At 53.1% G+C, this 14,188-nt stretch carries 14 protein-coding genes; 9 read left to right on the forward strand and 5 right to left on the reverse strand.

Going from position 1 to position 14,188, the window contains the following annotated elements; genetic code table 11:
• Positions 1 to 21: 21 nt before the first annotated feature.
• Genes panB through K9G39_RS00135 form a run of 3 tightly spaced genes read right to left on the reverse strand, consistent with a single transcriptional unit; the run spans position 22 to position 2,321 of the window.
• Entirely contained in the window at positions 22 to 855 is an 834-nt protein-coding gene (gene panB, locus K9G39_RS00125; protein WP_292002892.1) for a 3-methyl-2-oxobutanoate hydroxymethyltransferase, read from the reverse strand.
• Between the two features lie 14 nt (positions 856 to 869).
• Entirely contained in the window at positions 870 to 1,679 is an 810-nt protein-coding gene (locus tag K9G39_RS00130) for a lipoate--protein ligase family protein (RefSeq protein ID WP_292002893.1), read from the reverse strand.
• A 39-nt stretch (positions 1,680 to 1,718) separates the two neighbouring features.
• Positions 1,719 to 2,321 carry a DUF4136 domain-containing protein gene (locus K9G39_RS00135; protein WP_292002894.1) on the reverse strand — a complete coding sequence of 201 codons (603 nt, stop codon included), beginning with the start codon at positions 2,319 to 2,321 and terminating at the stop codon, positions 1,719 to 1,721.
• Positions 2,322 to 2,667: 346 nt separating this feature from the next.
• On the opposite strand from K9G39_RS00135, the gene K9G39_RS00140 reads away from it, so the two are divergent.
• From K9G39_RS00140 to K9G39_RS00170, 7 genes are all read left to right on the forward strand, one after another.
• Entirely contained in the window at positions 2,668 to 3,759 is a 1,092-nt protein-coding gene (locus K9G39_RS00140) for a D-alanine--D-alanine ligase family protein (RefSeq protein WP_292002895.1), read from the forward strand.
• A gap of 32 nt (positions 3,760 to 3,791) precedes the next feature.
• Entirely contained in the window at positions 3,792 to 4,367 is a 576-nt protein-coding gene (locus K9G39_RS00145) for a hypothetical protein (RefSeq protein ID WP_292002896.1), read from the forward strand.
• A 138-nt stretch (positions 4,368 to 4,505) separates the two neighbouring features.
• Complete coding sequence (locus tag K9G39_RS00150; protein WP_292002897.1) at positions 4,506 to 5,903, forward strand: TolC family protein; 1,398 nt, start codon at positions 4,506 to 4,508, stop codon at positions 5,901 to 5,903.
• 20 nt (positions 5,904 to 5,923) lie between these two features.
• Positions 5,924 to 7,171 (forward strand): efflux RND transporter periplasmic adaptor subunit, encoded by a 1,248-nt coding sequence (locus K9G39_RS00155; protein WP_292002898.1) that lies wholly within the window; start codon positions 5,924 to 5,926, stop codon positions 7,169 to 7,171.
• Positions 7,172 to 7,180: 9 nt separating this feature from the next.
• Positions 7,181 to 7,867 carry an ABC transporter ATP-binding protein gene (locus K9G39_RS00160; protein WP_292002899.1) on the forward strand — a complete coding sequence of 229 codons (687 nt, stop codon included), beginning with the start codon at positions 7,181 to 7,183 and terminating at the stop codon, positions 7,865 to 7,867.
• Complete coding sequence (locus tag K9G39_RS00165) at positions 7,864 to 9,129, forward strand: ABC transporter permease (protein WP_292002900.1); 1,266 nt, start codon at positions 7,864 to 7,866, stop codon at positions 9,127 to 9,129. Before K9G39_RS00160 ends, K9G39_RS00165 begins: the two co-directional genes overlap by 4 nt.
• Positions 9,122 to 10,375, forward strand: coding sequence for an ABC transporter permease (locus K9G39_RS00170; RefSeq protein ID WP_292002901.1), 1,254 nt, complete (start codon positions 9,122 to 9,124; stop codon positions 10,373 to 10,375). The genes K9G39_RS00165 and K9G39_RS00170 overlap by 8 nt, the downstream gene beginning before the upstream one ends.
• A 29-nt stretch (positions 10,376 to 10,404) precedes the next feature.
• Here K9G39_RS00170 and K9G39_RS00175 read toward each other — a convergent pair whose 3' ends face one another.
• Positions 10,405 to 11,364 (reverse strand): hypothetical protein, encoded by a 960-nt coding sequence (locus tag K9G39_RS00175; protein WP_292002902.1) that lies wholly within the window; start codon positions 11,362 to 11,364, stop codon positions 10,405 to 10,407.
• Between the two features lie 315 nt (positions 11,365 to 11,679).
• Here K9G39_RS00175 and K9G39_RS00180 point away from each other — a divergent pair, with 315 nt between their 5' ends.
• Positions 11,680 to 12,369, forward strand: coding sequence for an OmpA family protein (locus K9G39_RS00180; RefSeq protein ID WP_292002903.1), 690 nt, complete (start codon positions 11,680 to 11,682; stop codon positions 12,367 to 12,369).
• A gap of 144 nt (positions 12,370 to 12,513) precedes the next feature.
• The gene (locus K9G39_RS00185; protein ID WP_292002904.1) at positions 12,514 to 12,906 is read left to right on the forward strand and encodes a DUF4440 domain-containing protein; all 393 of its coding nucleotides are present in this window, start codon (positions 12,514 to 12,516) and stop codon (positions 12,904 to 12,906) included.
• Between the two features lie 79 nt (positions 12,907 to 12,985).
• On the opposite strand, the gene lpxD is transcribed toward K9G39_RS00185, so the two are convergent.
• Positions 12,986 to 14,038 carry a UDP-3-O-(3-hydroxymyristoyl)glucosamine N-acyltransferase gene (gene lpxD, locus K9G39_RS00190; RefSeq protein ID WP_292002905.1) on the reverse strand — a complete coding sequence of 351 codons (1,053 nt, stop codon included), beginning with the start codon at positions 14,036 to 14,038 and terminating at the stop codon, positions 12,986 to 12,988.
• Positions 14,039 to 14,188: the final 150 nt, after the last annotated feature.

Below are 14,188 nucleotides of genomic sequence, written 5' to 3' on the forward strand. Positions count from 1 at the left end.
ATCCGGAGAAGAAAACGCTTTTCAGTAGCTCTCGTCGGCGGAAGGAAAACTCCCGGAACGGACATCATCGACATAACGCATGACCGCATTTTCGATAACCGCATCGAGATCCGCATAACGGCGAACAAAACGGGGATGAAACTCACGGTTTAGACCGAGAATATCGTTGATCACCAGCACTTGCCCGTCGCAGGAACCGCCTGCGCCAATCCCGATGGTCGGAATGCTCAGTTGCCGGGTAACTGTTTCGGCCAGCTTCGAGGGAATTTTTTCGAGCACAATAGCGAAAGCACCGGCCTCCTCGATAAGCCGGGCATCCTCGAGCAGTTGTTCTGCTTCCCGCTCTTCCTGCGCCCGAACCTTGTAACTGCCGTATTTGTAGATAGACTGTGGCATGAGCCCGAGATGGCCCATGACGGGGATGCCGACATCGGTAATGCGTTTGACCGTTTCGGCGATGACGTACCCGCCCTCCAGTTTCACGGCATCACACTCATGCTCTTTCATGATTTTACCGGCATTGCGCAGCGCCTCTTCACCGGAAAGCTGATAACTCATGAACGGCATATCGATAACCACCATTGCCCGGCTTGTTTCGGTCTGCACACCCTTCACCACCGCCCTGGCATGATAGATCATCTCGTCGATGGTAATGGGGAGGGTGGTGTTGTGACCGGAAAAGACATTGCTTGCCGAGTCGCCGACAAGAATGACATCGACCCCGGCACGGTCAAGAATGCGCGCCATGGTAAAATCATAGGCTGTCAGCACGGAAATCTTCTCCCCCTTTTCTTTCATGTCGAGAAGTCTTCTGGTGGTGACATGCGCTGACTTCTGCTGATTACCTCGGTTCATAGCTCTGTGTGTGTTTAGCTGATTAACGTCGTTTGCCCCTGGCCAAGAAAACCTTCAAGCTCATGGCGCTCAAGCATGACCATCTCGATGCCGTACCGCCGGGACAATGCCTGCCTCAGCAATCCGACCAGCGTGCTGTAACGGGGAATATAACCCAGAACTTCTTCGAGTGAAACTGTTTTCCGCTCCATCTCCCGCCGGGTCGAAGCCGCAGTCTCTTTGTCGCCGGCGGCGACAAGCCTGCTGAGCTCCCTGTGCTTTTGTGTAAGTGGAAGAGAGCCGTGCTGCAGCAGCACCTGACGGGTACGGCGTTGTGCGGAACCGACAAGTTTCCTTCCGGCAACCTGAAGCTCATAGCGGGCCGAAGCCGTAAAACAGGTTACAGGAGCACCTTTTCCCCTCGACTCGTCAAGGGTAGACCGGCAGAATTCGGCATAAATTCCCAGATACTCGAGAGCATGCATGATCACCTCGTGAACCCAACGGTAGATCACGGCATTCGGTTCGCCGGTTTCCGCAATAAAACTGTAGGTAAACTCTTCGGCATGAAAAACCGCCCTCCCGCCGGTAGGCCTTCGGACAATATCGATCCCCTCCCTGGCACACCGCAGGGTATCGATAGCGGTAATATCCTGATTGTACCCGAGCGTCACGGCAAAAGGCTGCCAGCCGTAAAAACGCCACAAACAACACCCTGAACCGTACCGGTGGTGAAAACGCCCGTCGATAAACGCCTGCATGAGCATGCAATCGATTTCCATATTGCGTTCACCCGTCTGCAAACCGGTATCGACGCCGTATACTGTTGAAAAAAGCCTCTTCACCGGCAAGCCCCCGTTTTTTCAGCTTGAAACAAAGCCTTCCTAATTCCGGACGGCTTTCTGCAGGGGAAAATCGGAAAAGATTTCCGATACCGCAAAATCGATGTCTTTCTGCATGGATTCACCCGTTCTGTACCGTTTCAGAAGGCCTCTTGCCGAACCGTTCCAGACCATGCGCTTTCCCGTCCGGTCGATCATGTCGATCAAAAGAAGAAACTCGTCGTACTGGTACACCACAGGCACTCCGTCGAACCGATCAAACCAGGGATAATACCGAAAACCCCTGCCCCACCTGTAGACAGGAGGATAGAAGGGAGCGGGTTCATGCCTGGTCATGCTCTTTTCACTTACATAGGCACGAACGACGATCTCCAGACCGGCCGAAGCCGAACCCGAGACGGCAATAAATCCACGTGCAGCGAGTTCCCTGTCGATAGCCGACTGCACCCGGTTCTTCAGAAGCGGATTGGTAGAAAAAACATCGCAGCTGTCTTGACCGGACTCAGTAACCCACCGGTAGGTACGCTGCCGGGTGAAATCGTAATCGCGGTCATAATCGCTCATGACGGAAAGAGCGGAACATGAGGTCGCCAGAAACATGAAGAGCAGTACCGAGGTGCGGATAAAACCGGTATTTTTCTTCATAAAAACTCCTCATCAGGTTTGGATGCCATCCCCCCTGGAGCCCAAGCTGGTTTCAGAGGGATCACGAAACTCCTTTAGCACTGATTATAACGGATGCACTTTACGGTAAGTTTCCCTGCACTGCAGCTGGAAAAAACGAACGAAATAATTTTTTCCGGTATTGCGGGTTGTTAGTCTGGTTGCTGTCGGGTATTTTCCAAAAATTATGCCAGAAGGTCCCCCCCTACTGTCCAAAGACCGACTTTCGAGGATGTTCCATTCCAGGAAATCCAGTGTTAACTGCGGGCAGAATGAACACTGCTGGGCTCACTGCTTTGAACCATATTGCCATAGTAACGGAATCGAGATGTCACAGACAACCGTAGCCCTTCTTTTCGGGGGAAAATCAACCGAGCATGAAATATCCATCATTTCGGCACGCTCGATTGCCCGGGCCATCAACCGCGAACACTACCGCATTATCCCTTTCTATATCACCCGCGACGGCGAGTGGTATACCGGGGGGATCGCCGGAGAGATTCTTGATCTTGACCTTTCCTCGATCATGCGCAACACATCACGGGAAGAGGCTGAGAATCTTCTGAAAAGAAAAGCTCTCGATTCAGGCCAGAAACCCTTCGATTTCAATTTCACGGACTCGGGTATCGATGTTGCCTTCATCGTCCTTCACGGAAGTTACGGAGAGGATGGCAGAATACAGGGATTTCTGGATACCGTAGGCATTCCCTATACCGGCTGTGGTGTATCGGCTTCTGCTTTGGCAATGGACAAGGCCCTGACAAAACTGTGCGCTGCCGCCGCAGGAGTAGCGACGGCTCCTTCGATTACCCTTTCCGCTCCGGACTACAAGGCCTCACCTGAAAGCACCCATGAACTGATTGCCCGGCAGTTCGGTTTCCCGGTTTTTGTCAAACCGGCAAGCCTGGGATCCTCGGTCGGCATATCGAAGGTGCACCATGCCGGAGAACTCCTCCGGGCGCTGCAGATAGCCTTCGGGCTCGACCGCAAGGTGCTCGTCGAGGCTGCGGTTACCGGCAGGGAGATCGAGGTGGCCATGCTCGGCAACGACCAGCCGTTGGCATCGGTTCCGGGAGAAATCCAGCCCGGCAGCGATTTTTACGATTTTCAGGACAAATACATCGGAAATACCGCAAAAACATTCATTCCTGCCCGTCTTCCAGATAAACTGCTCGAAGAGGTACGCCGGAGCGCCATCACCGTCTACAAGGCTCTCGGCTGCAAAGGAATGTCGAGGGTCGATTTTTTCGTAAACGAAAAGACCGGATCGATCGTCCTGAACGAAATAAACACCATCCCCGGATTTACCGATATCAGCATGTACCCGCAGCTTTTTGAAGCTTCAGGAATTGCCTTTTCCGAACTTATCGACAGGCTTCTGCAGTACGCCCTGGAAAAACCGGAATGGACGGGTAACTGAGTGCGCAGCCTTTCATTTTTAGCCTTTGAACCATGCTTTCTGAACCTCATCTATTTTTCGCGGAGGTCTCTCTTGACCTCTCAAGAGGGGAATACCGGGCAGGGCTGAACAAACTCCAGCCTCTGCTGGAACGCTATCCGGACTCGTATCTGATCAACCTCCTTTTCGCAAGGGCCCTGAAAGGCCTGAAAAGCTACGGTGCAGCGCTGAGCCATTTCGAAAAGTGCTGCCATCTGGCACCGGCTAACCAGATCGCCTGGAAAGAACTGATTGAACTGCAAACACTTACCCCGCAGGAAAAAAACGGCTCAGAAGAAAATCTCTTCGATCCGGTAACCGACGAGCTTGAACAGCTCACGGCGGCCTTACAGGAATTTCAGCCGGACTGTTCGACGGAAAGTTTTGATCCGACCCCGATTCTGGAACAGAAACAGCCCTTCCCCGATGATGCGACCATTGCCGTACCGACTGAAACCCTTGCCAACCTTTTTACGGAGCAGGGGGCCTATAAAAAAGCCATCAAGATCTATACCGCCCTTATCCAGCTGAAACCCGAACTGGCCGATCACTACCGTAGCAGAATCGACACCCTGCTCGAATATCTGTAGACGGGCTCCGTTGAATTGAGCAATTCATCTTCAGAAAATGAAACTATTTATATCCGATGAAACTTATGAGGTGAGTATCTGTTCGACCAGCAGGCAAATGAGGAAAAGATGACCATCAAACGTTTACAGTCTCCCATATTGAATCACAGACAGCTTTTTGCTATCGTCACCACCTCGTTTCTGCTGCTTCTATCTTCCTACCCGCTGCTCGCAGAACCTCTGCAAAAGCGCCTCTCGCTCAAGGAATCCATATCGATTGCACTTGAAAACGCATCATCCCTGAAAAAAGCCGGTAATCTCACCCGCCTGCAAGGCGCTGACCTATTGCGGAGTTACGGAAGTTTTCTGCCGAAACTTTCGGTATCGGCGGGCTATGTCCCCTATTCGATCAGCCGTTCCTACAGCCAGTTCCCCACTGCCGGTACTGAAACCGTGAAACTGAAAAGCGAACGGGAAACGCTGGATCTGACGCTGACAACCAGCCTGAACCTGTTTAACGGATTCCGTGATTATGCCTCATTGCAGGCTGCCCTGAAAAACGAGCAGAGTGCGGAATTTTCACTGTATAGAGCCCGCCAGGCCGTTGTATTCGATGTCACACAGCACTACTGCCAGGTGCTGCTCAACCAGGAAATACTTGCAATTGCTCGTGAAAACCTGTTGACTGCAAAAGATCAGCTGAAACTCAGCCAGCGGCAGTTTGAGATCGGCCTGAAATCGATGCCCGACCTCTATCAGCAGCAGGCTGAAACTGCCAGCAGCGAGCTTGCCGTCAACAGGGCCGATGCACAGCTTGAACGAAGCCGGCTCGAACTCCTGCGGAGGCTGCGCATCGATCCCCGCACAAACCTCTCGCTTGAACCGCTCCCGAAAGAGACGCTTTCAGCCGAACCCCTGAAACCCGATATCGACAGCCTTATCGACCTTGCCCTAAAAAACCGTACCGACCTGAAAAGCCAAAAACTCGAAGCCGATGCCGCAAGGTGGCAGATCCGTCAGGCAGCCTCATCCTGGTACCCGAAGCTCGATCTGAATTTCAACGTCAGCACCAGCGGCGTGGAGTCGCTTCGCCAGACCTACAGCGGAACTCCTCCCCAGGAATACTCATTCCCTCCGATGGCCGACCAGCTGGAGAACTCGGTAGGTTATTCAATTGTGCTGAACCTGAGCTGGGCAATCTTCGACGGCTTCCAGACCCGGTACAACGTCGAGCAGGCAAGGATCAACCATATCAACCAGAGGCTCGATTATGAGGACCTTCAGTCGGATATTGCTCTCGACCTGCAACAGGCGGTAGCTGAATATAAGGCAGCTGAAGCAAGCATCGAATCGGCAAAAGCCGGCCTCAAGGCAGCAAAAGCAGCATACGAGGGCATCAAAAGAAAATATGATCTTGGCGCATCAGGCTTTGTTGAGCTGAGCTCGGCCCGTGCTGCGCTGTTCAACGCCATGTCGACCCTCAGCCAGGCGACTTATAATCTTGTCCTGCAGAAAAACGTGCTCGACTTCACATCAGGAACTCTGTCAACCCAATGACCCTAAAGGTCTGACCGCTCATGAAGAAAAAACAACCGCTACGAAACCGCAAATCCCTCCTGATCGTCATACCGGTTCTCATTCTCGGCATTTCGCTACTGGTCACTTTTTTCATTTTCCGGGAAAAACCTGTTGAGGTCACCATCGATAAATCGTTCAGAAAAGAGGTGGTTCATCTGGTAACCGCTACAGGCAAGATCGAACCGGAGACCGATGTAGCCATGTCGCCGGACGTTTCCGGAGAAATTATCGAACTGCCCGTCAAGGACGGCCAGCAGGTCAAAAAAGGGGATCTGCTCTTCAAGATACAGCCTGATGTGTATATCAACCAGGTCGAGCAGAGCCGGGCACAGCTTAACCTTGCAAAATCGCAGAGCCTCGAGGCAAAGTCAAGAAAGATCAAGGCTGAAGATGATTTCAGGAAAGCCTCCCTGCTCTTCAGGGAAAAACTTATCTCCCAGACCGACTTCCTTGCCGCAAAAACCAATGCGGAAGCGGCCAGAGCCTCCTGGGAAGCATCAAACTATTCCATCGAACAGTACCGAAGCCTTCTTGACCAGAATGAGGAACGCATGAAAAAAACCGTCGTTCGGGCGCCGATCGACGGCACCATCATCAAGCTGAACAACAAAAGTGGCGAACGTGTCGTCGGAACGGGACAGTTTCCCGGAACCGAAGTACTCCGTCTTGCAAACCTCGACAGTATGCAGGTAGAGGTTGAAGTCAATGAAAACGACATCGTCAATGTCAGAAAAGGCAATCCGGTCACTATTACCGTCGATGCTTTCGGAGAACGCGTATTCAGGGGAATCGTGCACGAAATATCGAATTCTGCGGTCTCGCAGGCTGCCGGCACTCAGGAGGAGGTCACGAATTTTTCGGTCAAAATCCGCATTCTCAACCACATGCGCCTGCTTAAACCTGGTATGAGCGCAACCGCCGACATCGAGTCCATACGCGTCAGAAACGCGCTCGTCGTTCCCATTCAGTGCGTAACGGTGAGAACACCGGAGGGATCACGAACCGCACAGAAAGATTCAGCCAACCCCGACAAAAAACAGACCCGAGAAGCCGAAAGCGTCGAAGGCGTTTTTGTGGTGGAGAACGGAAAAGCGCGCTTCCGCAAGGTAAAGACCGGTACGACCGACAACACCCACATCATTATCCTCACCGGCCTAAAAGCCGGTGAGGATGTGATATCAGGCAGCTATAGCGCGATCACCACCCTGCTTTACGACGGGTGCAGCATCAAAATCCCGAAACGGTAAACAGGCAAGATGGAACCCGTCATCATCCGCATGGCATCACTCTGCCGGCACTACGAAATGGGAGAGCAGATCGTCAGGGCGCTCGAATCTATCGACCTTGAGTTCCGGAGGAACGACTATGCCGCGATCATGGGCCCTTCGGGCAGCGGTAAATCGACGCTCATGAACATTATAGGATGCCTGGACACGCCGACATCGGGCATCTATGAACTCAACGGCACCAATGTCGCCGAAATGGATGACGATGAGCTGGCCAGGGTGAGAAACCGGGAAATCGGCTTTGTCTTTCAGACCTTCAATCTGCTGCCGCGCATGAACTGTCTGAAAAACGTCGAACTGCCGCTGATCTACGCCGGCGTTCCTCCCGATGAGCGTCAGGAACGTGCCGAACAGGCGCTGCTCAGCGTCGGGCTCGGCGACCGGATTCTGCACAAGCCGTCGGAATTGTCGGGAGGACAGATCCAGCGCGTGGCCATAGCAAGGGCACTGGTAAACAAACCCTCCATCATTCTTGCCGACGAGCCGACAGGCAACCTCGACACCGCGACAAGCCACGATATCATGGATATGTTCGGCAGGCTTTCCGATTTGGGCAACACCATCATCCTCATCACTCATGAAGAGGACATCGCCCGCTTTACCCGCAGGATTATCCGCCTTCGGGACGGCAGAATCGAAAGCGATGCAAAGCGATGAAAGAGAACCTGCAGCAGTTCCGGTATGAAACCGCAGAAAGCCTGAAAATCGCGCTTTTTCAGATCAACTCGAACAAAATCCGATCGTTTCTTACCGCGCTCGGGGTCATTATAGGCATTGTCTCCATCACCATGATGGGCACTGCCATCAACGGCATCGACATGGGCTTTGAAAAAAGCCTTTCCATGATCGGCTACGATGTGATCTATGTACAGAAAAGCTCCTGGAGCACCATGGGCGAGTGGTGGCGCTACCGCAACCGTCCGGATCTGAAAACGGAATATGCAACCAGGATCAACCGCATCATTGCCGATAACCCCGATACGGAGCTGCTCATAGCCGTACCGCAGATGTCGACCTATCAGGCAACGGCCGGCTACAAGGAGCGGGTACTCGAACAGATTTTCTCGCTCGGCACCAACCACGAATATCTGAAAACCGCATCCGGAGATCTTGCCGCCGGACGGTTCTTCACACCCGGGGAATCCGCCGGCAGTGAAATGGTCTGCGTGGTAGGAGACGACATCGCCTCGGGCCTCTTTGCGAATGAAAACGCTCTCGGAAAATCCATAAGCCTTAAAAACCGCAAGTTCCGTATCGTCGGGGTTTTCAAAAAACAGGGCAAGTTTCTCGGCCTCTTCAGCTTCGACAATCAGGTGATCATGCCGCTTGGCGCCTTTGAAAAGGTTTATGGGCGAAACATGTTCGTAACCATTCGGGTTAAAATCAAGGACCAGGAGCGAATTGCCGAAGCCAAGGAGGAACTGCTCGGCCTGATGCGCAGGATACGCAGAATAACACCCGGAAAAGAGGAAAATTTTTCCATCAACGAACAGAAAGCCTTCAAAAGCCAGCTTGACCCGATCAAGAACGGCATTGCTGCAGCCGGCATCTTCATTACCGGCATGTCGCTCTTTGTAGGTGCTATCGGTATCATGAACATCACCTTCGTCAGCGTAAGGGAGAGGACCCGGGAGATCGGCCTGCGGAAGGCTCTCGGAGCCAAACGGCGAACCATACTGCTGCAGTTTCTCATCGAATCTGTCATGATCTGCCTCCTGGGAGGAGTTGTCGGCATGGTAACCGCCCTCTCCATCACCTTCATCATCGAAAAAGCCATTCCCGACTTTCCGGTACAGTTTTCGTTCACCCTGGTACTTGCCAGTCTCGGCGTTTCGGTGCTTACCGGCATCGTTTCCGGCCTGGCTCCCGCGGTGAACGCCTCTAAACTCGACCCTGCTGATTCGCTGCGCTATGAGTAGAAACAAAACCATACAGCCCAGGGATGTGTTTCTGCAGGCGCTCTCATCCCTTGCAGTCAACCGCCTCCGCTCCTGGCTTACCACCATGGGGGTCGCCGTCGGAGTGTTTTCGATTATTGCCGTCATGACCGCGCTTGACGCCATCGACAAGAGTGTCGAATCGGGACTCACCAGCCTCGGTGCGAACACCTTCCAGATCCAGAAATATCCTGCAACGGTTTTCGGAGGGGGACACAGCCGGAACCGTTATGCGAACCGGGAGGACATCACCTATAAGCAAGGGCTGTTTTTCCGCAAAATCATGGAATCGAAAGCAAGGAACATCGGCTTCATCATAACCTCGGCGGCAAACCAGGCCCGGTACGCCAACCGTTCTACCAACCCGGACGTGACCATGACCGGAGGCGACGAAAATTTTGCGCCGGCGAACGGCTTCATCCTCAGAACCGGTAGAAACCTCAGCGGCAGCGATATCCAGTATGCCCGGAATATTGCGGTTCTGGGCGGAGAACTGGCCGAAAAACTCTTTCCTGCCGGAGAGAATCCACTGAACAAAACGATACGGGTCAACGGGCAGGTCTATACGGTAGCCGGTGTATTTGAAAAAAAAGGAGCCGCATTCGGTCAGAGCCAGGATAACATCGTGGTCATTCCCATCACCCGCTACCTCGACCATATCAACGAAAAAAGCACACTCAGCATAACCATTGAAGCCTTTTCGCAGGAGGAGTACCGGAAAACCATCGACCAGGCCGTAGGCGCCATGCGTCTTGCAAGAGGACTTACCATTCAGGAACCCAACGATTTCGAGATAAGAACCAACGACTCCCTGATCGATTCGTTCCGCGACATTCAGCGCATCATCAGCATCGGGGCATTCATCATCAGCTTCATGGCGCTGCTCACCGCAGGGGTGGGTATCATGAACATCATGCTGGTCAGCGTAACCGAAAGAACCAGGGAGATCGGCATCCGCAAGTCAATCGGCGCACCCCGCACAAGCATCCGCAACCAGTTTCTGCTCGAAGCCCTTACTCTTTCCCTGACGGGAGGCTTCATCGGCATTATCGCCGGAATCGGCGCAGGAAATATCATTGCCGCAAACCTCAACCTTCCGCTCATCTTTCCCCTGCTCTGGATAAGCGTGTCGCTCGTGGTCTGCTCGATTATCGGCATGGCGTTTGGCATCTTTCCGGCATGGAAGGCCGCCGGTCTCGATCCCGTAGAAGCACTCCGCCCGAAATAAGCCCGACACTCGGGCTGTCGGCAGAACCTTCACCCGCCGCCAAGATTGCGGGAGAGAGCGCCCGCCGCCATGGTGAGGGAGCGAAGAGGGTCGCCCTCTTGTGCAGCCATGCCGAGAAGCTGCCGTTCAATGGCCGATCCCCTGCAGAAAGAGCCTTCGGCAGCCTCCCATGCCGGAAGCACCTCCCGCTCTATCCAGGCCCACCGGTCTTTCTCGACCGTAATGCTCCGCAGACCGGCGGCGGTTTCGAGGAAACCGGCAAAACCCGCGAACGAAGCCTTCCGGAACCGGCCCTCTTCGGTTCCGCACGAAAAATCGAGTTCGCTGCCGAACGAAACCACGATGCTTCCTGCAGGCGATACGGTTTCGAAGAGCGGTTGAAGGGTATGCTGCTGTTCATGCCGCAGCAGCAGGATGTTTCCCTCCCTGATAAGGCTGCGAGCCACCATGCTGCCGTGATTCGCCGCAAGCTCCCGCCGTCCCTCGTCGATCAGGCGAAATCCTTGAAGCATGAACGACTCGTCCGCACTGAAGCACCCAGCCTCGACCTCATCGATGCCTCCGTGCAGGTAAGCCGCATGAGCCCAGGCGATGTCACGGTAGATGCTGTTGTTTCCCCTTCGTATGACATCAAAATCGGAAAATAGCAGCCGGTCGGCCGCAAACGTATGGAGAGACGAAGCGAAAAATATCGGAGTCCGCAAGAGTGCACCGATAAGCTCGCCAATACCGGCATTCGCTCCCCCTTTTTGCTGCACGTCCATCGAAGGAGCCTGCATTAGTTCGAACATGATGAGAGCAAGACCTACCTGCCTCGATGCAAACGCGGCCATTCCCGCCCACTTGAACAGTTCTGGCTTTTCAAGATACCATGTTGCATAACCGGAGGTAATGGCCAGATTGCGTGCAACCGCCTGCGCTTCCACCGGAAGCCGCTCTTCGAGCATTGCGCTCCAGACCTCTCGTTCGGGCATAAGAAATCCTCCCATTCGATTTGTGAGACTCGTTCCATTCCGGAAAAGAACGAAATCCCCCTGTAAAAAATTTGCTGCGAATGTGTATGCAAAGCGTCGCAGAGCTGCAGCGGGCACTATAATAACCCGGCGAAAAAAACCGGCCCTCCAGGGGACTTTCTTGAGGGATCGGGGAACTTAAGAACAGATGCAGGTATTTTATAACATCATCGCTGATAATACACTTAGCTGAATCTATATCATTGATGTATTCCGCTTCCCGGAAATGAATGCTTTTGCACTGATTTTTTTCATGACCGCTCAGCTCCAACTGTTAAACACATCGAAACCATGACACATCTGCAAAAACTGACCAAACCGGTAGCCCTGCTTCTGATTATTGCCATGACTTCCCTCACCTGGGGATGCGAGAGCACGACAAATGCCGGCCGTGGAGCCGGGTACGGCGCTGCCGCAGGCGGCCTGCTCGGCGGCATTATCGGCAGCAAATCGGGAAGCTGGGCCAAAGGAGCTATTCTTGGCGCGGTTATTGGCGGCGCTGCCGGTGCTCTTATCGGCAACTATATGGACAAGCAGGCTGCCGAAATCGACAGGAATGTCGAGGGAGCAACCGTGGAACGTGTAGGCGAAGGCATCCGGGTCGTGTTCGATTCAGGGATTCTTTTCTCCACCGCATCATCGACCGTAACCTCCACCAGCCGGTACAATCTCGAGAAGCTCGCACGAATTCTCAACAACTATGACGACACCAATGTGGTGATCGAGGGCCACACCGACAGCATCGGCAACGAACAGAGCAACCAGATTCTCTCCGAGCGCCGCGCAGATGCGGTTTCGAACCTTCTGAGGGCATATGGAGTTTCAGGCAACAGGCTCTCAGCTGTAGGTTTCGGTGAAACCAGACCGGTTGCCACCAACGAAACCGAGTCCGGCCGCCGCCTGAACCGCCGCGTTGAAATCCTTATTTACGCCAACAACGAACTGAAACGGCAGGCACAATCCGGAGAACTGAGGATGTAAGCCTCTCTCAGGCGCCGATGGCTACCTTAACCATCAAAGCCTGAACGTCCGGCCGGACGTTCAGGCTTTTTTTATTGCCGAAAAAAAAACTCGGGCTATATTTGGGGCAAATCGACTCTGCCGTTTCCAACAACATTTATCACCATGCTATTCAACAATCCTGAAGAAGTGCTGTTCCAGTGGGTTTCTCGGGTATGCTGCGGAAACCCTGATGACATAGCGGCCCTTTACCATGAACATGCCGTGCTGATTCCAACCTTTTCTCCCCATACGGTAACCTCCCATGAAGGGATAAAAGGCTATTTCGAACAGCTTGCGACCAGAGACGGCCTTGGTGTAAGGCTCCACAACAAAGCCCTCAGAAAACAACCCCTGAGTGAAACCCTGCATACCCTTAGCGGTATCTACTCCTTTGAATTCGAAGTCGATCAGGTGCTGCTGAGTTTTCCTTCCCGGTTCAGCTTCGTTATCGATATCGCCTGCGAAAAACCTATAGTACACCACCACTCCTCTCAGGTACCAAGAAACCTGTCATAAACAGACAACTCCCTCTGTGGAAAACGGAAATCCGCAGAGGGAGTACGTCAGGATAACAAGCACGGGACTGTAAACCGTCTCAGTCCTGCTTCATAAGGCTGAGCACAACTTCAAGCTTTTCAAGGCGTTCCTTCATAGAACCGAGACTCCTCACCAGAGCTTCCTGCTTGAGCTGTTCCCTCATGGGTTGAGCCGGAGTACCGCGCAAGACAATACCGGCATCAGGAAACGACTTGGAAAGACCGGATTTTGCTGCTACCTGTATGCGATCGGCAAGCTCAAGATGACCTGCAAACCCAACCTGCCCGCCGATCATGCAACATTTGCCGAGGATAACGCTGCCGGATATTCCCGCCTGGGCAGCAATGACCGTATGATCTCCGATACGACAGTTGTGTGCCACCTGAACGAGGTTATCGATTTTCACCCCTTTTCCGATCACTGTGCTTCCCATCGTAGCCCGGTCGATTGTGGTGTTTGCTCCGATTTCAGTATCGTCACCGATTTCGACAATGCCGAGCTGCGGTATTTTCAGATATGAACCGTCCTCCTGCGGGGCAAAACCGAATCCGTCTGCCCCGATAACACTGCCGGAGTGTATGATTACACGGCTGCCGATAACGGTGCCATCGTAACAGGTCACATGCGCATTGATCACCGTCCCGCTGCCGACGGCAACGTCATGAAGCAGAACCGAATGAGGCCCGATCACCGAATTGTCGCCGATCGAACAACCGTCACCTACAACCGCATACTCACCTATCGAGACACCGATTCCAAGCCGTACATCCCTGCCGATCACCGCCGTCGCAGCTATACCCGGCCCGGCAATCGTTCTGGGTTTGTAGAACTTCTGAAGCAGGAGCATGAACGCAGTATAGGGATCACCTACCCTGATAAATGAAGTACGTCCCAGATAGGCTTCAACATCGACTCCTTGACCAACAATCACCAGAGATGCCTCTGTCCCGTCGAGAAACCTGAGATATTTTTCATTCGACACAAAGGTGACCTGACCCGGTTGCGCAGTTTCGATTTTTCCCGGACCGGAAATTACGCCATCGCTGGAGCCATGCAGTTCGACGCTTCCGAAAAACTGCCCGAGGTAGTCCCTGATTTCACTTATTAACATATTTTACAAGTAGATAACAATGCCGTACAAAGAGGAAAAAATTAATTAATTTTTAAGCCTTTTTCATTATATTCGAAGTCCCGTGAAGGCCTCGATTCCGAAAAGAAAAAAAAGACACGGCCGTCCAGGAAATGAAAAAAATACTGCCAT

Source organism: Chlorobium sp. (genome assembly GCF_021740465.1).
In the GTDB taxonomy this organism is placed as follows: Bacteria; Bacteroidota; Chlorobiia; order Chlorobiales; family Chlorobiaceae; genus Chlorobium.

Excerpts from the sequence above, each read along its gene's own strand:
- K9G39_RS00140 (WP_292002895.1), top strand. The coding sequence starts at position 2,668 with ATGTCACAGACAACCGTAGCCCTTCTTTTCGGGGGAAAATCAACCGAG.
- K9G39_RS00160 (WP_292002899.1), top strand. The coding sequence starts at position 7,181 with ATGGAACCCGTCATCATCCGCATGGCATCACTCTGCCGGCACTACGAA.
- K9G39_RS00180 (WP_292002903.1), top strand. The coding sequence starts at position 11,680 with ATGACACATCTGCAAAAACTGACCAAACCGGTAGCCCTGCTTCTGATT.
- K9G39_RS00165 (WP_292002900.1), top strand. The coding sequence starts at position 7,864 with ATGAAAGAGAACCTGCAGCAGTTCCGGTATGAAACCGCAGAAAGCCTG.
- K9G39_RS00175 (WP_292002902.1), bottom strand. The coding sequence starts at position 11,364 with ATGGGAGGATTTCTTATGCCCGAACGAGAGGTCTGGAGCGCAATGCTC.
- K9G39_RS00170 (WP_292002901.1), top strand. The coding sequence starts at position 9,122 with ATGAGTAGAAACAAAACCATACAGCCCAGGGATGTGTTTCTGCAGGCG.
- K9G39_RS00185 (WP_292002904.1), top strand. The coding sequence starts at position 12,514 with ATGCTATTCAACAATCCTGAAGAAGTGCTGTTCCAGTGGGTTTCTCGG.
- K9G39_RS00135 (WP_292002894.1), bottom strand. The coding sequence starts at position 2,321 with ATGAAGAAAAATACCGGTTTTATCCGCACCTCGGTACTGCTCTTCATG.
- K9G39_RS00145 (WP_292002896.1), top strand. The coding sequence starts at position 3,792 with ATGCTTTCTGAACCTCATCTATTTTTCGCGGAGGTCTCTCTTGACCTC.
- panB (WP_292002892.1), bottom strand. The coding sequence starts at position 855 with ATGAACCGAGGTAATCAGCAGAAGTCAGCGCATGTCACCACCAGAAGA.
- K9G39_RS00155 (WP_292002898.1), top strand. The coding sequence starts at position 5,924 with ATGAAGAAAAAACAACCGCTACGAAACCGCAAATCCCTCCTGATCGTC.
- lpxD (WP_292002905.1), bottom strand. The coding sequence starts at position 14,038 with ATGTTAATAAGTGAAATCAGGGACTACCTCGGGCAGTTTTTCGGAAGC.